The 19,013-nt window shown below is 70.8% G+C and carries 20 protein-coding genes; 14 read left to right on the forward strand and 6 right to left on the reverse strand.

The window, feature by feature from the left end; translation table 11 throughout:
• Nucleotides 1–23: 23 nt before the first annotated feature.
• The 11 genes from V6U81_RS18255 (at nucleotide 24) to V6U81_RS18305 (ending at nucleotide 9,157) form a co-directional block, all read left to right on the forward strand.
• The gene (locus V6U81_RS18255) at nucleotides 24–260 is read left to right on the forward strand and encodes an AtpZ/AtpI family protein (protein WP_302746006.1); all 237 of its coding nucleotides are present in this window, start codon (nucleotides 24–26) and stop codon (nucleotides 258–260) included.
• 11 nt (nucleotides 261–271) lie between these two features.
• The gene (gene atpB / locus V6U81_RS18260; protein ID WP_334490888.1) at nucleotides 272–1,069 is read left to right on the forward strand and encodes a F0F1 ATP synthase subunit A; all 798 of its coding nucleotides are present in this window, start codon (nucleotides 272–274) and stop codon (nucleotides 1,067–1,069) included.
• Between the two features lie 100 nt (nucleotides 1,070–1,169).
• A complete protein-coding gene (locus V6U81_RS18265; protein ID WP_334490889.1) occupies nucleotides 1,170–1,403 on the forward strand; it encodes an ATP synthase F0 subunit C in 234 nt (77 codons plus the stop codon).
• Between the two features lie 30 nt (nucleotides 1,404–1,433).
• Complete coding sequence (locus tag V6U81_RS18270) at nucleotides 1,434–1,973, forward strand: F0F1 ATP synthase subunit B (protein ID WP_334490890.1); 540 nt, start codon at nucleotides 1,434–1,436, stop codon at nucleotides 1,971–1,973.
• On the forward strand, nucleotides 1,973–2,794 hold the full coding sequence (locus V6U81_RS18275) for a F0F1 ATP synthase subunit delta (protein WP_334490891.1): 822 nt from the start codon (nucleotides 1,973–1,975) through the stop codon (nucleotides 2,792–2,794). Before V6U81_RS18270 ends, V6U81_RS18275 begins: the two co-directional genes overlap by 1 nt.
• A gap of 87 nt (nucleotides 2,795–2,881) precedes the next feature.
• Entirely contained in the window at nucleotides 2,882–4,534 is a 1,653-nt protein-coding gene (gene atpA / locus V6U81_RS18280) for a F0F1 ATP synthase subunit alpha (RefSeq protein ID WP_334490893.1), read from the forward strand.
• A gap of 3 nt (nucleotides 4,535–4,537) precedes the next feature.
• A complete protein-coding gene (locus V6U81_RS18285; protein WP_334490895.1) occupies nucleotides 4,538–5,467 on the forward strand; it encodes a F0F1 ATP synthase subunit gamma in 930 nt (309 codons plus the stop codon).
• Nucleotides 5,467–6,906 carry a F0F1 ATP synthase subunit beta gene (gene atpD / locus V6U81_RS18290; RefSeq protein WP_334490897.1) on the forward strand — a complete coding sequence of 480 codons (1,440 nt, stop codon included), beginning with the start codon at nucleotides 5,467–5,469 and terminating at the stop codon, nucleotides 6,904–6,906. The genes V6U81_RS18285 and atpD overlap by 1 nt, the downstream gene beginning before the upstream one ends.
• A 207-nt stretch (nucleotides 6,907–7,113) precedes the next feature.
• Entirely contained in the window at nucleotides 7,114–8,262 is a 1,149-nt protein-coding gene (locus V6U81_RS18295) for an LCP family protein (protein WP_334490898.1), read from the forward strand.
• Nucleotides 8,263–8,410: 148 nt separating this feature from the next.
• Nucleotides 8,411–8,689, forward strand: coding sequence for a F0F1 ATP synthase subunit epsilon (locus V6U81_RS18300; RefSeq protein WP_334490899.1), 279 nt, complete (start codon nucleotides 8,411–8,413; stop codon nucleotides 8,687–8,689).
• 12 nt (nucleotides 8,690–8,701) lie between these two features.
• Nucleotides 8,702–9,157: a DUF2550 domain-containing protein gene (locus tag V6U81_RS18305; RefSeq protein WP_334490900.1), complete on the forward strand. Its 456-nt coding sequence runs from the start codon at nucleotides 8,702–8,704 to the stop codon at nucleotides 9,155–9,157.
• Nucleotides 9,158–9,205: 48 nt separating this feature from the next.
• Here V6U81_RS18305 and V6U81_RS18310 read toward each other — a convergent pair whose 3' ends face one another.
• The gene (locus V6U81_RS18310; protein WP_334490901.1) at nucleotides 9,206–9,625 is read right to left on the reverse strand and encodes a VOC family protein; all 420 of its coding nucleotides are present in this window, start codon (nucleotides 9,623–9,625) and stop codon (nucleotides 9,206–9,208) included.
• The gene (locus V6U81_RS18315) at nucleotides 9,601–10,173 is read right to left on the reverse strand and encodes a cob(I)yrinic acid a,c-diamide adenosyltransferase (protein ID WP_334490902.1); all 573 of its coding nucleotides are present in this window, start codon (nucleotides 10,171–10,173) and stop codon (nucleotides 9,601–9,603) included. The genes V6U81_RS18310 and V6U81_RS18315 overlap by 25 nt, the downstream gene beginning before the upstream one ends.
• Here V6U81_RS18315 and murA point away from each other — a divergent pair.
• On the forward strand, nucleotides 10,172–11,614 hold the full coding sequence (murA, locus tag V6U81_RS18320) for a UDP-N-acetylglucosamine 1-carboxyvinyltransferase (RefSeq protein ID WP_334490904.1): 1,443 nt from the start codon (nucleotides 10,172–10,174) through the stop codon (nucleotides 11,612–11,614). The two genes, V6U81_RS18315 and murA, sit on opposite strands and share 2 nt — an antisense overlap.
• A gap of 130 nt (nucleotides 11,615–11,744) precedes the next feature.
• Nucleotides 11,745–12,593: a 3-hydroxyacyl-CoA dehydrogenase family protein gene (locus V6U81_RS18325; protein WP_334490905.1), complete on the forward strand. Its 849-nt coding sequence runs from the start codon at nucleotides 11,745–11,747 to the stop codon at nucleotides 12,591–12,593.
• A 53-nt stretch (nucleotides 12,594–12,646) separates the two neighbouring features.
• Here V6U81_RS18325 and V6U81_RS18330 read toward each other — a convergent pair whose 3' ends face one another.
• Nucleotides 12,647–13,492 (reverse strand): ABC transporter permease, encoded by an 846-nt coding sequence (locus tag V6U81_RS18330; protein ID WP_334490906.1) that lies wholly within the window; start codon nucleotides 13,490–13,492, stop codon nucleotides 12,647–12,649.
• A complete protein-coding gene (locus V6U81_RS18335) occupies nucleotides 13,492–14,337 on the reverse strand; it encodes an ABC transporter ATP-binding protein (protein ID WP_334490907.1) in 846 nt (281 codons plus the stop codon). Before V6U81_RS18335 ends, V6U81_RS18330 begins: the two co-directional genes overlap by 1 nt.
• Before the next feature lie 151 nt (nucleotides 14,338–14,488).
• Here V6U81_RS18335 and V6U81_RS18340 point away from each other — a divergent pair, with 151 nt between their 5' ends.
• On the forward strand, nucleotides 14,489–16,495 hold the full coding sequence (locus tag V6U81_RS18340; RefSeq protein WP_334490908.1) for a protein meaA: 2,007 nt from the start codon (nucleotides 14,489–14,491) through the stop codon (nucleotides 16,493–16,495).
• A 16-nt stretch (nucleotides 16,496–16,511) separates the two neighbouring features.
• On the opposite strand, the gene V6U81_RS18345 is transcribed toward V6U81_RS18340, so the two are convergent.
• Both V6U81_RS18345 and V6U81_RS18350 read right to left on the reverse strand, forming a co-directional pair.
• Nucleotides 16,512–16,808, reverse strand: coding sequence for a DUF1540 domain-containing protein (locus V6U81_RS18345; RefSeq protein ID WP_334490909.1), 297 nt, complete (start codon nucleotides 16,806–16,808; stop codon nucleotides 16,512–16,514).
• 111 nt (nucleotides 16,809–16,919) lie between these two features.
• Nucleotides 16,920–17,921 (reverse strand): polysaccharide deacetylase family protein, encoded by a 1,002-nt coding sequence (locus V6U81_RS18350; RefSeq protein WP_334490910.1) that lies wholly within the window; start codon nucleotides 17,919–17,921, stop codon nucleotides 16,920–16,922.
• Nucleotides 17,922–19,013: the final 1,092 nt, after the last annotated feature.

Below are 19,013 nucleotides of genomic sequence, written 5' to 3' on the forward strand. Positions count from 1 at the left end.
CGGCTGATATCGTTCGCCCCGTCATGGCTGGTGACCAAACCCCCCGACCCACCGGCGGCCCGGACGATGTTCCGACCGGCGCCGGTCAGGGTTGGACCGCGCTCTCGTACCTCATCGGGGGCATGCTCGTCTGGGGTTTCATCGGCTGGCTGGTCGACCAGTGGCTCGACTCCGGCGGCATCGCCACCGGGATCGGCGTCGTGCTCGGCATGGCCGGGGGAATCATCCTGGTCGTCCGCCGACTCGGCACGCCTACTTAGGAAGGGACGCGGTGTTCGGACAGGCGAACGTCCTGGCAGCGGGCCAGGCGGCATTCCCACCCAGTGTGGAGGACTTCTACCTGCCCAGCATCCTGCCCTGGGGTGCGCATGACTCCTACTGGTTCACGAAGATCACCGCGATGGTCTGGATCGCCGTCGGCGTTCTGATCATCTTCTTCCTGGCCAGCTACCGGAAGCCGCAGCTGGTTCCGACGAAGAAGCAGTGGTTCGCCGAGTCGATCTACGGCTTCGTGCGGAACAACATCGCGGTCGACATGATCGGGCACGCGGGGGTGCGGTTCGCGCCGTACTTCACCACGCTGTTCTGCTTCATCCTGCTGACCAACTTCTTCGCGATCCTGCCGCTGTTCCAGATCTCGCCGAACTCGCACATCGCCTTCCCGGCGTTCCTCGCGGTGATCAGCTACGTGCTGTTCATCTACGCCGGCATCAAGCACCACGGCTTCGGCAAGTTCGTCAAGAACTCCCTGATCCCGCCGGCACCCTGGTACATCCTGCCGCTGCTGATCCCGATCGAGTTCTTCTCGACCTTCCTCGTCCGGCCGTTCTCGCTGGCCGTCCGTCTCTTCGCGAACATGTTCGCCGGCCACATGCTCCTGCTGGTCTTCACGCTCGGCGGCTTCGCAATGCTCAGCTCCAACGCCTGGCTCGCGCCGGTCTCGGTGCTGTCCTGGGCGATGACCATCGCGCTGACCTTCCTCGAGTTCCTGGTGATCGTCCTGCAGGCGTACGTCTTCACGGTGCTGACCGCCAGCTACGTGCAGGGCGCGCTCGCCGACGAGCACTGATCCACCGGGCAGGCGCTCGCTAGCGAGCACTGATCCACTTGGCACCAACAGTTGTCGTCCCGCGTGACCGTCACGCGTGATAACCAGGAGGAACCCACTAATGGACGTCTACGCCGCGGTAGAGGGCAGCACCGCCGCCATCGGCTACGGTCTCGCGGCCATCGGCCCGGGCATCGGTGTCGGCCTGGTCTTCGCCGCCTACATCCAGTCGACCGCCCGCCAGCCGGAGTCGTCGCGGATGACCCTGCCGTACGTCTGGATCGGCTTCGCCGTCATCGAGGCGCTCGCGCTGCTGGGTATCGCCTTCGGCTTCATCTGGCAGGGCCAGCTCTAATCCCGCCCCCCTTTGACCGGGAGGTCTTCCATGTTCTTCTTCGCCGCTGAGGGTGGTGAGTCGACCCACAACCCGATCGTGCCGATCTGGCAGGAGATCGTGGTAGGTGGCGTCGCCTTCATCCTGCTCTGCTTCGTGCTGATGAAGTTCGTCTTCCCCCGCATGGAGCAGACGTTCCAGGCGCGGGTCGACGCGATCGAGGGTGGCATCAAGCGTGCCGAGGCCGCCCAGGCCGAGGCCGGCCAGCTCCTCGAGCAGTACCGGGCGCAGCTCGCCGAGGCGCGGACCGACGCCGCCAAGATCCGGGATGACGCCCGGGCCGACGCGGAGGGCATCCGCCAGGACATCCTCGCCAAGGCGCGGGAGGAGTCCGACCGGATCATCGCCGCGGGCAAGGAGCAGCTCGCCGCCGAGCGGGCCACCATCGTGCGCGAGCTGCGCACCGAGGTGGGCACCATCGCGGTGGACCTGGCCAGCAAGATCGTCGGTGAGTCGCTGGCCGACGAGGCACGTCGCAAGGGCACCGTCGACCGGTTCCTGAGCGGTCTCGAGAGCGCGGGGGCCCGCTGATGCAGGCCGCCAGCCGGGAGTCGTACAAGATCGCGGCCGAGCGCCTCGACGCGTACGTCCGCGGCGCGGAGCCGTCGGCGGTGGCCTCCACCGCCGACGACATCCTCTCCGTCGCCGACCTGCTGCGGCGCGAGCCGCGGCTGCGCCGGGCGCTGTCGGACCCGGCGCGTTCCGGCGCGGACCGTGCCGGTCTGCTCGGTGAGATGCTGCGCGGCAAGATCGGCGCCGAGGCGCTCGACCTGCTCGCCTCGCTGGTCTCCGGCCGCTGGTCGGCGCCGTCGGAACTCCTCGGCGGCACCGAGCGGCTCGGCGTGGAGGCGCTGCTCGCCAGCGCCGACTCCGCCGGCGACCTCGGCGAGGTCGAGGACGAGCTGTTCCGCTTCGGCCAGGTCGTCTCCGGTCAGTCCGCGCTCTCCGGGGCGCTGGCCGACCCGGTCGCGCCGGTGGCGCAGCGGGCCGGACTGGTCCGCGAGCTGCTGGCCGGCAAGGCCCGTCCGGTCACCGTCCGCCTCGTCGAGGTGGCCCTCGGCGGGTTCGGGGGACGTTCCTTCAGCGGAGCGCTCACCCGGCTGGTCGAGCTGGCCGCCGACCGGCGGGACCGTCAGGTCGCGTACGTGACCGTGGCGGCCCCGCTGAGTGACGAGGAGGAGCGACGCCTCGGCGCTCGCCTCTCCGCGATGTACGGTCGAGAGGTTTCCGTCAAGCAGACGGTCAACCCGGAGGTGCTCGGTGGGGTGAGCGTGCGGGTCGGTTCCGACCTGTACGACGGCACCGTGCTGCGCCGCCTCAACGAGACCCGCAACGCGCTCGCGAAGCGCTGACCAGCGTCTCCGCAGCCCCCTGATCGACGCCATTCGGACCGGTCGGTACTAGGTATCCCGGGACCCTGATCTTTAAGGAAGCAGAGGATGGCCGAGCTGACCATCTCGACGGAGGAGATCCGCGGCGCCCTGGAGCGCTACGTCTCCTCCTACTCGACCGACGTCTCCCGCGAGGAGGTCGGCACCGTCGCCGACACCGGTGACGGCATCGCCCACGTCGAGGGCCTGCCCTCGACCATGACCAACGAGCTCCTGGAGTTCGAGGACGGCACGCTCGGCGTGGCGCTGAACCTCGACGTCCGGGAGATCGGTGTCGTCGTTCTCGGTGACTCCGCCAAGCTGGAGGAGGGGCAGCGCGTCAAGCGCACCGGCCGGGTGCTCTCCGTGCCGGTCGGCGACGCCTTCCTCGGCCGCGTGGTCAACGCGCTCGCCCAGCCGATCGACGGCCTCGGTGACATCGCCAACGAGGGCTTCCGCGAGCTGGAGCTCCAGGCCCCGAACGTGATGGCCCGGCAGTCCGTCGACGAGCCGCTGCAGACCGGTATCAAGGCGATCGACGCCATGACCCCGATCGGTCGCGGTCAGCGCCAGCTGATCATCGGTGACCGGAAGACCGGCAAGACCACGGTCGCCCTGGACACCATCCTCAACCAGCGGGACAACTGGCGCTCCGGCGACCCGAAGAAGCAGGTCCGCTGCATCTACGTCGCCATCGGCCAGAAGGCCTCCACGATCGCCTCGATCAAGGGCGTCCTGGAGGAGGCGGGCGCGATGGAGTACACCACCATCGTCGCCTCCCCGGCGTCGGACCCGGCGGGCTTCAAGTACCTCGCCCCCTACACCGGCTCGTCCATCGGGCAGCACTGGATGTACGGCGGCAAGCACGTCCTGATCGTCTTCGACGACCTGAGCAAGCAGGCCGAGGCCTACCGCGCGGTGTCGCTGCTGCTGCGTCGCCCGCCGGGCCGTGAGGCGTACCCGGGTGACGTCTTCTACCTGCACTCCCGCCTGCTGGAGCGCTGCGCGAAGCTCTCCGACGAGCTGGGTGGCGGCTCGATGACCGGTCTGCCGATCATCGAGACGAAGGCCAACGACATCTCGGCCTTCATCCCGACCAACGTCATCTCGATCACCGACGGCCAGATCTTCCTCGAGACGGACCTGTTCAACCAGGGCGTCCGGCCGGCCATCAACGTCGGCACCTCGGTCTCCCGGGTCGGTGGCGCCGCGCAGGTCAAGCCGATGAAGAAGGTCTCCGGTTCGCTGCGGCTGAACCTGGCCCAGTTCCGTGAGCTGGAGGCGTTCGCCGCCTTCGCCTCCGACCTGGACAAGGCCTCCCAGAACCAGCTGAACCGCGGTGCCCGCCTGGTCGAGCTGCTCAAGCAGCCGAACTACTCGCCGTACCCGGTGCAGGAGCAGGTCGTCTCGGTCTGGGCCGGCACCGAGGGCAAGCTGGACGACATCCCGGTCGGCGAGGTCCGCCGCTTCGAGTCGGAGTTCCTCCAGTACCTCCGGCACAAGCACGAGGGCGTCCTGGCGTCGATCGCGGACGGCAAGTGGGGCGACGACATCGCCGGCTCGCTGGACTCGGCCGTCGCCGACTTCAAGCAGGTCTTCCTGGGCAAGGAGGACGAGCGCCGGATCAACGAGGCCCCGGCCGCGCCGCTCGAGGGCGAGGAGAACCGCGAGTCGGTGACCCGCTTCCGCGACGGCTCGACCGACCGCCCGGCCGAGAGCTGATCCATGGCTGCCCAGGTTCGCGTACTTCGCCAGCGGATCCGCTCGGCGAAGGGGATGAAGAAGATCACCAAGGCGATGGAGCTCGTGGCGACGAGCCGGATCGCCAAAGCCCAGGCCCGGGTGGAGGCGTCCCTGCCGTACGCCAAGGCCATCACCGGCGTGCTCACGGCCCTGGCGTCCAACGCGCGGATCGACCACCCGCTGCTCACCCCGCGCGAGCAGGTGCGGCGGGCGGGCGTCCTGCTGGTCACCAGTGACCGGGGCCTGGCCGGCGGTTACAGCTCCAACGCCATCAGGACGGCGGAGTCGCTCATCGCCCGGCTCAAGGCCGACGGCAAGGAGCCGGTGCTCTACGTCATCGGGCGCAAGGGCGTCGGGTTCTACCGGTTCCGCAACCGGGAGATGGCGGCGAACTGGACGGGCTTCTCGGAGCAGCCGTCCTTCGCCGACGCCCGCGAGGTGGGCGAGACGCTGATCAAGGCGTTCTCGGCCGGCGCGGACGACGTGGAGGGCAAGGCCGGGGCGGACGGGGTGCTCGGGATCGACGAGCTGCACATGGTCTACACCGAGTTCCACTCCCTGATGACCCAGACGCCGGTCGCGAAGATCATCGGCCCGATGCAGGTCGAGGACCGGCCGCGGTCCGAGGGGCTGCTGCCGGCGTACGAGTTCGAGCCGGAGGCGGAGGCGCTGCTCGACGCGCTGCTGCCGAAGTACATCAACACGCGGATCTACGCGGCGTTGATCGAGTCGGCCGCGAGCGAGTCGGCGGCCCGGCGGCGGGCGATGAAGAGCGCCACCGACAACGCCGAAGACATGATCGAGAAGTACACGCGTGAGATGAACTCGGCCCGCCAGGCCGGGATCACCCAGGAGATCAGCGAGATCGTCGGCGGCGCGAACGCGCTGGCCGCGTCGGGAAGTGAAGTGTGATGACTGCACCAGTGGAGACCAAGACGGCCACGGGTCGCGTGGTCCGGGTCATCGGCCCGGTCGTCGACGCCGAGTTCCCGCGCGACGCCATGCCGGCCCTGTTCAACGCCCTGAACGTCGACGTGCAACTGTCCGGCGGTGAGAAGACGCTGACCCTGGAGGTCGCCCAGCACCTGGGTGACAACATGGTCCGCGCCATCTCGATGCAGCCGACCGACGGTCTGGTCCGCGGCGCGGAGGTGCGTGACCGCGGCGAGCCGATCACCGTTCCGGTGGGCGACGCGGTCAAGGGCCACGTGTTCAACGCGATCGGCGAGTGCCTGAACCTCACCGAGGGTGAGACCATCCAGGCCGACGACCGGTGGGGCATCCACCGCAAGGCCCCGGCCTTCGCGGACCTGGAGCCGAAGACCGAGATGCTGGAGACCGGCATCAAGGTCATCGACCTGCTCGCCCCGTACGTCAAGGGCGGCAAGATCGGCCTGTTCGGCGGTGCCGGCGTGGGCAAGACGGTGCTCATCCAGGAGATGATCACCCGGGTGGCCCGGAACTTCGGTGGTACCTCGGTCTTCGCCGGCGTGGGTGAGCGCACCCGTGAGGGCAACGACCTCATCGCCGAAATGACCGAGTCCGGCGTCATCGACAAGACCGCGCTGGTCTACGGCCAGATGGACGAGCCGCCGGGCACCCGGCTTCGGGTCGCCCTCTCCGCGCTGACCATGGCGGAGTACTTCCGGGACGTGAAGAAGCAGGAGGTGCTGCTCTTCATCGACAACATCTTCCGCTTCACCCAGGCCGGTTCCGAGGTCTCCACGCTGCTCGGCCGGATGCCGAGCGCCGTGGGTTACCAGCCGACCCTGGCCGACGAGATGGGCGAGCTCCAGGAGCGGATCACCTCCGTCCGGGGCCAGGCCATCACCTCGATGCAGGCGATCTACGTGCCCGCCGACGACTACACCGACCCGGCGCCGGCCACCACGTTCGCCCACCTGGACGCGACCACCAACCTGGAGCGGTCGATCTCCGACAAGGGCATCTACCCGGCCGTGGACCCGCTGGCGTCCTCGTCCCGGATCCTCGCCCCGGAGTTCGTCGGCGCCGAGCACTTCGCGGTGGCCACCGAGGTGAAGCGGATCCTGCAGCGCTACAAGGACCTGCAGGACATCATCGCCATCCTCGGCATCGAGGAGCTCTCGGAGGAAGACAAGATCACCGTGGCCCGGGCCCGGCGGATCGAGCGCTTCCTGTCGCAGAACACCTACGCCGCCGAGCAGTTCACCGGCGTGCCGGGCTCGACGGTCCCGATCGCCGAGACCATCGACGCGTTCAAGAAGATCAGCGAGGGCGAGTACGACCACTTCCCCGAGCAGGCGTTCTTCATGTGCGGCGGTCTCGAGGACCTCGAGGCCAAGGCCAAGGAGCTGATGGCGCAGGGCTGAGTCCCGCGACACATACGAAGGCCATCCCGGCGTCAGCCGGGGTGGCCTTCGGCCGTTACGAGGTGTTCCGTCCCGGCCGTCCGGTTGCCACATACGCGTTTCCCGCCGACGCGCGGTACCGTTTCGAGCGCGACGCTCACGAACGGGCGTCGATCCGGTGCAACTATTCGGCTGCGTGCGCCCGTCTCCTTGTCGTGGGCGCGACGAATGGAGAAGCTAGTGGGTAAGGCCGGCAAGGGCGGCGCCAAGTCGTCCATCTGGTTCGGCGTGCCGCGGTGGGCCCGTACCTGCACGGTGTTCGGCGCCGTGCTGATGCTGCTCAGCGGTGTGGTGCTGGTGGGCTACGAGGCGCTGCTGTCCCGCTACGAGGGGGCGGTGGGCAAGGCCGACCTCTTCGGCGACCAGGCGGCCGGTGCCCGGGAGCGCAAGAGCGACATCAAGGGCCCGCTGAACATCCTGCTGGTGGGCATCGACCCCCGCAAGGCGGAGACCCGGCCGCTCGCCGACTCGATCATGATCCTGCACGTGCCGTCGTCGATGGACCGGGCCTACCTCTTCTCCATGCCGCGCGACCTCTACGTCGACATCCCGGAGTTCGAGAAGGCCGAGTACTCCGGCGGCACCGACAAGCTCAACGCCGCGATGTCGCACGGCAGCAACGTCCCGGGGCAGAATCCCAGCGCCCCGCAGGGCTTCGAGCTGCTCGCCAGGACCCTGCAGAACGTGACCGGTATCGAGCGGTTCGACGCGGGTGCGATCATCAACTTCGGCGGTTTCCAGAAGATCGTCGACGCGATGGGCGGCGTCGACATGTACATCGAGCGGGACGTCCGCTCCGAGCACCGCAAGCCGGACGGCACCATGCGCACGCTGAAGCCGGGCGGCGGCGGCTACCTCGGCCCGCAGGCGGAGTACAAGAAGGGCAACGCCCACCTCAACGGCTGGCAGGCGCTGGACTACGTCCGGCAGCGTTACCCGAAGAACGGCGTGCCGGACGCCGACTACGGCCGCCAGCGCCACCAGCAGCAGTTCATCAAGGCGATGGCCAGCCAGGCCCTCGGCTCGGACGTGGTGACCAACCCGATCAAGCTGGACCGGGTCGTCCGGGCCGCGGGCCAGTCGCTGACCTTCAACGGCCGGGGCAACAGCGTGGTCGACTTCGCGGTCGCCCTGAAGGGCATCCGGTCGGAGAACATCGAGACGATCAAGCTGCCGGGCGGGCCGGTCTTCGACGGCTCGAAGTACCGGGGGGAGAAGTTCGTGCCCGCCGTGGCCGACTTCTTCACGGCGCTGAAGGACGAGCAGCTCGACGCGTTCATGCTGGAGCACCCGGAGTTCCGCCAGAAGACCAAGTGAACCCGTACGCCCGGCGGGTCGGCACGGTGCCGGCCCGCCGCGGCGTGCCCGCGATGCCGGGTGGCACAGGTCTCGCCACCCACGTTGGGGTGGCCCGCACGGCGGGGACTAGACTTTCGACAATCCGCCGCCGCAGCAAGGAGACAGCGTGGCACAGCAGCTTCACGTCGAGCTCGTAGCCGTCGAGGAGAAGATCTGGTCGGGTGAGGCCGAGATGGTCGTCGCCCGGACGACCGAGGGTGAGCTGGGTGTGCTGCCGGGGCACGCGCCCCTGCTCGGCCAGCTCGCCGAGCCGAGCCAGGTCCGGATCAAGCAGGCCGGCGGTGAGCAGGTCGCCTACGACGTCGCGGGCGGCTTCCTGTCGGTGACCGGTGAGGGCGTCACCGTCCTCGCCGAGAGCGCCACCCCCGCGACTCCGGCACGCTGAGCCGACCCGCCGATGGAGATCGTGGAAGGGATCCTAATCGGCCTCGCGGTGGTGCTCGCCGGGCTTCTGATCCTCTTCATCCGGCGGGCCCTGGTCACCCGTAGCGGGGGCATCATCCGGCTCAGCGTCCGGGTCACCACCGTGCTCGACGGGCGCGGTTGGTCGCCCGGCTTCGGTCGCTTCGCCGCCGACGAGCTCCGCTGGTACCGGATGTTCAGCTTCGCGCTGCGGCCCAAGCGGGTGCTCTCCCGCAAGGAGTTGGCGGTGGAACGCCGTCGGCTCCCGGAGGGTCAGGAGCGCCTCTCCATGCCCGCCGACTGGGTGATCCTGCGCTGTACCAGCCAGCACGCGCCCGTCGAGATCGCCATGGCGCGCTCCACGGTCACCGGTTTCCTCTCCTGGCTCGAGGCCGCCCCGCCCGGGGCGGCCTCGCCGCGTCTCGCCTCGCAGGACTGGCCCGCCGCCTGAGGTGGCGGGCCGTCCCGTTCCTGAGCCCAGTCGATCGGGCCGACGACCTCAGTCGGCCGAGGCGACCAGCTCGACCTCGTACCCCTGCCCGTCGGTGAGGTAGCCGGCGTAGCTCCCCGGTCCGCCCGCGTGCGGGTGCCGATCCGGGAAGAGCAGCTCCCAGCCGTGCGCCGGCGCCGCCGCGACCAGCCGGTCCACCGCGGCGGGCGGACCGGCGTGGAAGGCCAGATGGTTCAGGCCCGGGGCGAGCCGGTCGTGGACCCGCCCGGACAGCGCCGGGGACTCCTCGATGACCAGGTAGGTCGGGCCGAGCCGCCAGGACCGGCCGGCCGGCCAGTCCTGGTACGGCGTCCAGCCCAGCTCACCCAGGAGCCAGCCCCAGCTCGCCCGCGCGGCGGCGAGGTCCGGCACCCAGACCTCGACGTGGTGCAGCGCTCCGGTGCTCAGCGCTTGCCGCCCGGCACCCATAGCACATCTCCGGCCGGATTTGCCGTTCTTGACAGGATGAACAGCAGGTCGGAGAGGCGATTGAGATACTTGGCCGGAAGGGAGCTGGTGCGATCCGGATCATGAGCGACCAGGGCCCAGGCGGCCCGCTCGGCGCGCCGGGCGATCGTCCGTGCCACGTGCAGCAGCGCCGCGCCCGCGGTGCCGCCGGGGAGGATGAAGGAGTCGAGCTTGCTCAGGCGTGCGTTGTACTCGTCGCACCAGCCCTCCAGGCGCTCGACGTACTCCTCGGTCACCCGCAGCGGCGGGTACTTGGGGTCCGGCTCGACCGGGGTGGCCAGGTCGGCGCCCACGTCGAACAGGTCGTTCTGGATCGAGCCCAGCACCGCCCGCAGCTCGTCGTCGAGCTGTCCCAGGGCGAGAGCCACGCCGATCGCGGCGTTGCACTCGTCGACATCCGCGTACGCGGCGATCCGCGGATCGGTCTTCGGCACCTGCTCGTTGTTGCTCAGCCTGGTCATGCCGGCGTCGCCGGCCTTGGTGTAGATGCGCGTGAGGTGGACGGCCATGACGCACAGCCTACGGATACCGGACCTGACAATCCCGGCGCGGCCCGACCCGGCCGCCGGTTGGCCGGGTGGGGTGGGGCCCGGCGACGGCGGTGATCCCGCGGTCGAGGACGTCGATGTCATCCGGGTCCCCGGCGACGCCCGCCTGGCCGGCACGGTCCACGTGGTGGGCGCGAAGAACTCGGCGTTGAAGCTGATGGCCGCGGCGCTGCTGGCCCCCGGCCGGAGCGTGATCACCAACGTTCCCCGGATCACCGACATCGCGATCATGGGGGAGGTGCTGCGCCGGCTCGGCTGCGGGGTCAGCTTCGACGCGGACGACCCGGTCGACCCGATGGTCGCCCGGGGCGGGGTGGCCCGGTCCCGCTCGGTGGTCATCGACGTGCCGGAGCGGCCGGGCGCGGAGGCCGACTACGACCTGGTCCGCCGGCTGCGGGCGTCGATCTGCGTGCTCGGCCCGCTGCTGGCCCGCCGGGGGTACGTGCGGGTCGCCCATCCCGGCGGCGACGCGATCGGCTCGCGCGGGCTGGACATGCACATCTCCGGGCTGACCCGGATGGGCGCGGACATCTCCGGCGAGCACGGCTTCGTGATCGCCGCCGCCCCGGACGGCCTGCACGGCGCGGAGATCGTGCTGGACTTCCCGAGCGTGGGCGCCACCGAAAACCTGGTGATGGCGGCGGTGCTGGCCCGGGGCGTGACGGTGATCGACAACGCGGCCCGGGAGCCGGAGATCGTCGACATCTGCACGATGCTGAGCCAGATGGGCGCCCGGATCTCCGGGGCGGGCAGTTCCACCCTGCGCATCGTCGGTGTGCCCGAGCTGCACCCGGTACGGCACGCCACGGTGGGGGACCGGATCGTGGCCGGCACCTGGGCGTTCGGGGCGGCGATGACCCGCGGGGACGTCACGGTCACCGGCATCGACCCGGCGTACCTGGAGGTCGCGCTGGACAAGCTGGTCTCGGCCGGCGCGCTGGTGGAGACCCGCGGTGACGCCTTCCGGGTACGCGCCGACGACCGGCCGGCGGCGGTGGACGTGGTCACCCTGCCGTACCCGGGCTTCGCCACCGACCTGCTGCCGATGGCGATCGGCCTGGCCGCGGTGAGCGACGGCGCCTCGCTGATCACCGAGAACATCTTCGACGGCCGGTTCATGTTCGCCAACGAGATGATGCGCCTCGGCGCGGACATCAAGACCGACGGCCACCACGCCGTGGTCCGGGGCCGGGACCGGCTCTCCGGCGCCCCGGTACGCGCCACCGACATCCGGGCCGGCGCCGGGCTGATCATCGCCGGGCTCTGCGCGGACGGGGTCACCGAGGTGTCCCACGTGCACCACGTCGACCGTGGCTACCCGGACTTCGTGGCCGACCTGCGGGCGCTCGGGGTCGAGGTGGAGCGGGGCACGGCGCCGGAGGCGCCGGACCTCACCATCTGAGGGCCTTAGCCGTCGTTCAGGCTCGCCGACTGTGCTGTCTTGTCATGCCCTCACGGCCCTCGCTGCGCTCGGTGCGATCGGCCATGACTAGGGTGCTGGCAGATACTCAATCGCAGCGAGGGAGAAGCAGATGGCGGGTCGACTCGCGGTCGTCGGGGCCGGGCTGATGGGCTCGGGCATCGCCCAGGTGGCGGCGCAGGCGGGCTGGCAGGTGACCCTGCGGGACGTGGACGACGCGGCCACGAAGCGGGGCGTCGACGGCATCCGGAAGTCGCTGGCGAAGTTCGCCGACAAGGGCATGATCGATTCCTCCGAGGTCGAGGCGACCCTGGGCCGGATCACCCCGACCACCGAGCTGGAGGCGGCCGCCGACGCGGACATCGTCGTCGAGGCGGTCTTCGAGAAGATCGAGATCAAGCACGAGGTGTTCCGCGCGCTGGACAAGATCTGCAAGTCCGACGCGATCCTGGCGACCAACACCTCGGCCATCCCGGTCACCCAGATCGCCACGGCGACCGAGCGGCCGGAGTCGGTCGTCGGCACCCACTTCTTCTCGCCGGTGCCGATGATGAAGCTCTGCGAGCTGGTCCGGGGCTACAAGACCAGCGACGAGACGCTGGCGACCGCGAAGGCGTTCGCCGAGGGGATCGGCAAGACGGTCGTGGTGGTGAACCGGGACATCGCCGGCTTCGTGACGACCCGGCTGATCTGCGCCCTCGCCATGGAGGCGGTCAAGCTGGTCGAGTCCGGCGTGGTCTCGGCGGAGGACCTGGACACCGCCTGCAAGCTGGGCTTCGGGCACGCCATGGGGCCGCTGGCCACGGTCGACCTGACCGGCGTGGACGTGCTGCTGAACGCCGCGAAGAACATCTACACCGACACCGCCGACGAGAAGTTCTTCCCGCCGGAGCTGCTCCAGCGGATGGCCACCGCCGGCGACCTCGGCCGCAAGACCGGCACCGGTTTCTACCAGTACTGAGCCCACGCGAAGGGGCCGGGCGCGACGCGCCCGGCCCCTTCTGCGTCCGTTGGTCAGCCGTCGCGCTTGGTGGTCCAGCGGAAGGTGGTCAGGCAGAGAATCAGGCCGATGACGCACCAGGCGGCCAGCACGAGGGCGACCCGGCCGAGCTCGAAGGAGCCGCCCGGCTCCTGGGCGCCGAAGCTCTCCGGCAGGAAGACCGAGCGCAGTCCCTGGCACATCCACTTGAGTGGGAAGAGCGCCGCCGTCTGCTGCATCCAGCTCGGCAGGTCGGTGAAGACGAAGAACACCCCGGAGATGAACTGAAGGACCAGGGAGACCGGGGTGACCACCGCGGAGCCGCTGCGCGCGGTGCGGGCCAGCGACGAGATGGCGATCCCGCACAGGGTGCAGGCGGTGACGCCCAGCGCGGCGACCCACCCGAAGGTGAACCACTTCGCGGCGGTGGCCGGAAGGTCGAGGTCGAAGAGCGCGACGGCGACGACCAGGAGCAGCGCCGTCTCGGCGATGCCGATCGCCACCACCATGATCACCTTGCCGGCGAACCAGACCCACTTGGGCATCGGTGTGCCCCGGTAGCGCTTGAGCACCCCCCGGTCCCGCTCGATCGGGATCCAGATGCCGAGGTTCTGGAAACTCACCGTCATCAGGCCGGTCGCGATCATGCCGGTGATGAAGTACTGGGTGAACTTCACCCCGCCGCCGATCGTCCCGTCGAAGATCGCCGCGAAGATCAGGATCATGATGATCGGGAAGCCCATCGTGAAGACGACGGACTCCCGGCTGCGCAGGAACTGGGTGATCTCCAGCCGGCCCTGCCGCAGCGCGAGCGCGCCCGGCCCGACCCGCCGGGCGCCGGTGGCGGCGACCGGGGCCGCCGGCTTCGTGGTGGTCGTCATCAGTGTCCGATCATCCGCAGGTAGACGTCTTCCAGGGTCGGCCGGGTCACCGTCAGGCCGGGGACCTCGCCGCCGAGACGCGCGGCCAACTCCGCCACCAGGGCCGTCGGCGTCGCGCTCTCCGCGCTCTCCACCGCCCCGTCCGGGGTACGCCAGGAGACCGTCGCCAGGGCCTCCTGCCGGTTGCCGAGCCGGTTCGGCGGGGCCACCTCGACCAGCCGGCCGCCGGCGATCACGCCGACCCGGTCGGCCAGCGCCTCCGCCTCGTCCAGGTAGTGCGTGGTGAGCACGATGGTGGTGCCGGCGGCGGCCAGGTCCCGGATCAGCTCCCAGAACTCCCGCCGGGCCTCCGGGTCGAAACCGGTGGTCGGCTCGTCGAGGAAGAGCAGCTCGGGGCGGCCGATGATGCCCAGCGCCACGTCGAGCCGGCGCTTCTGCCCGCCGGAGAGGGTGTGCGTACGGGCCTTCGCCTTGCCGGCCAGGCCGACCCGCTCGACCACCTTGTCCGGGTCGTCGGCGTCGGGGTAGAAGCCGGAGAAGTGCCGGACCACCTCGGCGACGGTCAGCTCGTCGAACTCGCCGGTGCCCTGGAGCACGATGCCCACCCGGGAGCGCCAGTCCGCGGCGGGGTGGGCCGGGTCGCTGCCCAGCACCGAGACCTCACCGGCGTCGCGCTGCCGGTAGCCCTCCAGGATCTCCACCGTGGTGGTCTTGCCCGCCCCGTTCGGGCCGAGCAGGGCGAACACCTCGCCCCGGCGGACGTCGAGGTCGACCCCCGCCACCGCGACGTTGTCGCCGTACGCCTTGCGCAGTCCCCGGATGGAGATCGCGAGCTCGTCATCCATGACGTCAAGTGTGCGACCCCGGCGCACGTGGCGGCGGCCCGGGGTGTGGTGGTGTCGGCCATGTCGCGCCCGGCGTACCCGGTGGTCCACTCCATGGACCTGTGTGGTTTTGCACAACCCGTTTTACTGAACGGTAACTTAGACTCCGGCCATGGACGAGAAGGCTCTCCCGGACCGGCTGCCGGAGCGCGACCGCCCCTGGGTGATGCGCACGTACGCGGGGCACTCCTCCGCCGCGGCCACCAACGCGCTCTTCCGCCGCAACCTGGGCAAGGGGCAGACCGGCCTCTCGGTCGCCTTCGACCTGCCCACCCAGACCGGGTACGACCCGGACCACGAGCTGGCCGTCGGCGAGGTCGGCCGGGTCGGCGTGCCGGTGTCCCACCTCGGCGACATGCGGGCCCTCTTCGACGGCATCCCGCTCGCCGGGATGAACACCTCGATGACCATCAACGCGCCGGCGATGTGGCTGCTCGCCCTCTACGGCACGGTCGCCGCCGAGCAGGGCGCGGAGCTGGTCGCCTGCGGCGGGACCACACAGAACGACATCATCAAGGAGTACCTGTCCCGGGGGACGTACATCTTCCCGCCGGCCGCCTCGCTGCGCCTGACCGCCGACGTGGTCGCGTACACGCTGCGCGAGATGCCGAAGTGGAACCCGGTCAACATCTGCTCGTACCACCTCCAGGAGGCCGGCGCGACGCCGGTGCAGGAGGTCGGCTTCGCGCTCGCCACCGCGGTCGCCGTGCTCGACGCGGTCCGCGACTCCGGTCAGGTGCCGGCCGAGCGGATGGGCGACGTGGTCCAGCGGATCTCCTTCTTCGTCAACTCCGGGGTGCGCTTCGTCGAGGAGATCGCCAAGATGCGCGCGTTCGGCGCGCTCTGGGACGAGATCACCCGCGAGCGCTACGGCGTCGAGAACCCGAAGCAGCGCCGGTTCCGCTACGGCGTACAGGTCAACTCGCTCGGCCTGACCGAGGCCCAGCCGGAGAACAACATCCAGCGCATCGTGCTGGAGATGCTCGGCGTGACCTTCTCCCGGGACGCCCGGGCCCGCGCGGTGCAGCTGCCCGCCTGGAACGAGGCGCTCGGCCTGCCCCGCCCGTGGGACCAGCAGTGGTCGCTGCGGATGCAGCAGGTCCTGGCGTACGAGTCGGACCTGCTGGAGTATCCCGACCTGTTCGAGGGCTCGCACGTGATGACCGCGCTGGTCGACGGGATCGTCACCGGCGCCCGGGTCGAGCTGGACAAGGTGCTGGAGATGGGCGGCGTGGTGGCCGCCGTGGAGACCGGCTACCTCAAGAGCGCACTGGTCGCCTCGCTCGCCGAACGGCGCCGTCGGATGGAGTCCGGCGCCGACGTGGTGGTCGGCGTCAACCGGTTCACCGAGACCGAGCCGTCGCCGCTGACCGCGGCCGGCGCCGAGGCCGTCGAGCAGGTCGACCCGGCGGTCGAGGCGGCCGCCGTCGCCTCCGTACGCGAGTGGCGGGCCGGCCGGGACGACGCGGCGGTCGACGCGGCACTGGCCCGGCTGCGCGCGGACGCCGCGACCACGACGAACCTGATGCCGGCGACCCTGGAGTGCGTGCGGGCCGGGGTGACCACCGGCGAGTGGGCCGGCGCGCTGCGCCAGGTCTTCGGCGAGTACCGGGCGCCCACCGGGCTGGCCGGGGCGGCCGGCGCGGGCGGCGACGCCACCCTGGGCGCGGTCCGCGAGCGGGTCGCCGCGACGGCCCGGGAGCTGGGCAGCGGCCGGCTGCGGCTGCTGGTCGGCAAGCCCGGCCTGGACGGGCACTCCAACGGCGCCGAGCAGATCGCGGTACGCGCCCGTGACGCCGGCTTCGAGGTCGTCTACCAGGGCATCCGGTTGACCGCCGGGCAGATCGTGGCCGCCGCCGTCGAGGAGGACGTCGACCTGGTCGGGCTCTCGGTGCTCTCCGGCTCGCACCTGGCGGCCGTGCCGGCCGTGCTGGACGGGCTGCGCGCCGCCGGCCGGGGCGACCTGCCGGTGGTGGTCGGCGGCATCATCCCCGCGGGTGACGCGGAGGCGCTGCGCGCCGCCGGGGTGGCCCGCGTCTTCACCCCGAAGAACTTCGCCCTCAGCCCCATCATCGACGAGATGGTCACCGTGATCCGCGAGGCCAACGGGCTGTCGTGAACCGGAAGGCCCGCGGTCAGCGGCTCTGATAGGTCATGCAGTCGGCCATGTCCGTCCGCGGGCCGACGGTGATCGACGGGGCGTGGCACTCCAGGTCGGAGTTGTGCCGGCAGTCGGCGCGCGAGCAGGCGCCGACCTGCGCGACGAGCTGGTCGATGCCCCCGCGCACCGGCAACTCGACGAAGGTGTGGCAGTGGGCGTGGTCGCTGCTGCCGACTGTGATCGCGAAGGCGTGACAGTCGTTGGTGTGGTTGTAGGCGCAGGACACGACCGTGCACTCCTGGACCTTGGGCATCTGCGTCGCTGCGGTCATGGCGACCACCTCCCTCTCGGCTTCTCCCCGATGCTAGGCATGTGACGGGATTCCGCGGCCGGCTTCCGGGGCTCGGTCCCCCGCCAGGTCTCCGCCACCTCCCGACCGGGCTCAGCCGCCGAGCACCTCGGAGAGCGGCGCCGGGGTCAGGCCCCGTTCGGCCAGGCCGGCCAGGATGTGCGGCAGCGCCTCGTCGGTCATCGGCGCGTTCGCCTCGGTGACGTGCAGGATGATCACCGAGCCGGGGCGGGCCCCCGCCAGCACCGCCCGGACCAGCGGCTGCCACCGGGTGGCGAACGGGTCGCCGCTGACCACGTCGCCGTCCACCACGGTCACCCCGAGCGGGGCCAGCTCGGTCAGCGCCGTCCGGTCGTGGCAGAGCCCGGGGAAACGGAAGTACCGGGTCTGCCGCCCGCCGTACGGGGCGATCACGTCGAAGGTCCGGGCCACGTCGGCGGTCATCCGCTGGCGGGGGATCGGCGGCAGGTGGTAGCAGCGCGGGGTGAACGCCGCGTGCCCGTAGGTGTGGTTCGCCAGCTCGAACCGCGGATTGTCGGCCAGCCGGCGGGTCAGCTCCGGGTACTGCTCCACCCACATGCCGGTCAGGAAGAAGGTGGCCGGCACCCGCTCCCGCTCCAACAGCTCGATCACCTTCAGGTTCGCGTACGACGGGGGGTGCGGGCCGCGCAGCTCGCGGCGCATGACCTCGGTCATGTCCGCGTCGAAGGTCAGCGCCACCTTCGCCCCGGTACGCGGGCCGTGGTTCACCACCGGGGGCAGGGTGCCCGGCCGGGTGGCTCCGGGCAGCGCGTCGGTGCCTGGTGCCCCCGTCCCCGTGCCGCCCGGCGTGCCCGTGCCGCCCAGGGTGCCCGTCCCGCCCGGAGCGCCCGTGCCTGCCGGCGCGCCGGTGATGGTGCTCGGCGTGCCCGTGCCGCCCGGGACGGCGGCGCCGCCGGGCGTGCCCGTGCCGATCGGCGTCGCGGTGCTGCCCGGCGCCCTCAACACCCCCCGGACGGGCCGGTGCAGCGGTGTCGGCCCGGTGAGGACCGCGACGGCGGCGAGCACGGCGGCCGTGCCTGCGGCCAGCAGGAGGTGGGGATTCTTCACGAACACCGGCTGATGATCGCAGCAGGCGGCCCGTCATGGTGGCCCCCGAACGGTCGTTCCCGGCCGCACCGTCCAGCCGCACCCTCGGCCGCACCGTTCGGCCGCACCGTCCCGCCGCACCGTGCGGCCGCACCGTCGGATTGCACCGTGGGGGCGGCGGCACCGATCCGGCCGGATCGCCGGCCAGTCGCTGGCACGGCTCGGGGCCGGCGTACAAGGCGGGGCGGTCGGGGCCGGCGTCCAAAGGCGCGGCGGTCGGGGCCGGCGTCCAAAGGCGCGGCGGTCGGGGCGGGCGTCCCCCAAAGGTGGGGCGGTCGGGGCCGGCGTCCAAGGCGGGGGCGATCGAGGCCAGTGTCCAAGGCACGGTGGCCGCTCGGGCGTGTCGCGCTCTGGAGGGGGATGCCATGATGAGCGGTATGACTCTCCGTCATATTTATGACGGAGAGTCATACCGCTCGTCAGCAGATCCGATCCGTCGCCAGTCGATGCCGGGCCACACCGAGGTCCAGGGCGAGGCAAGGTCTTCACCGGGTGCGTTTGTTGTCGCTGGAGCGACAAGAAACGCACCCAAACCCGTTGGACCGGTCGCGGTGTCCTGAGTCGGCCCGGCGCGGGTGCCACTCGCCCTCGCCGCGCCCGCCAGCTCCCTTGCGGGCCTCGGTCCGTATATACCTCGATGCGACGAATGTCCGGTTCGTGATGTGGAGAGGCTGCCCGAGCCCGGTCCGCACCCTGACCGACGTGTCCGGTCTGCGCCGCGGTGGCCGCTTGCCCGGTTCCGTCGCGCGGCGGCGGGCGGCCGGAAATCCGGTCTGCGCCCGCCGGGTGGTGTCGTCCCGTGACCGGCCGCACCCTGAGCCCGGAATCCTGGCCGGCCCGCCGTCGTTACATATCCCGTACGACCGCAGTAGCAGCCCCCTCCGGCCTGCCCGGATGGATGCGGTGCCCCCGGAATGATGGCGGGCAGACGGTCGTTGTACATGGTCCCGGCGCCCGAGCCCCCCGGCTTGTGAAGCCTGCCGGACGAAGACTTTTCCCCCTTGCTTTTGAGCGCCCCTGTTCGTGGTGCTTGCCCCACGCGCTGACCCCCCTTGGCGC

Origin of the sequence: Micromonospora lacuserhaii, assembly GCF_036902735.1 — a bacterium.
Lineage (GTDB): Bacteria > Actinomycetota > Actinomycetes > Mycobacteriales > Micromonosporaceae > Micromonospora.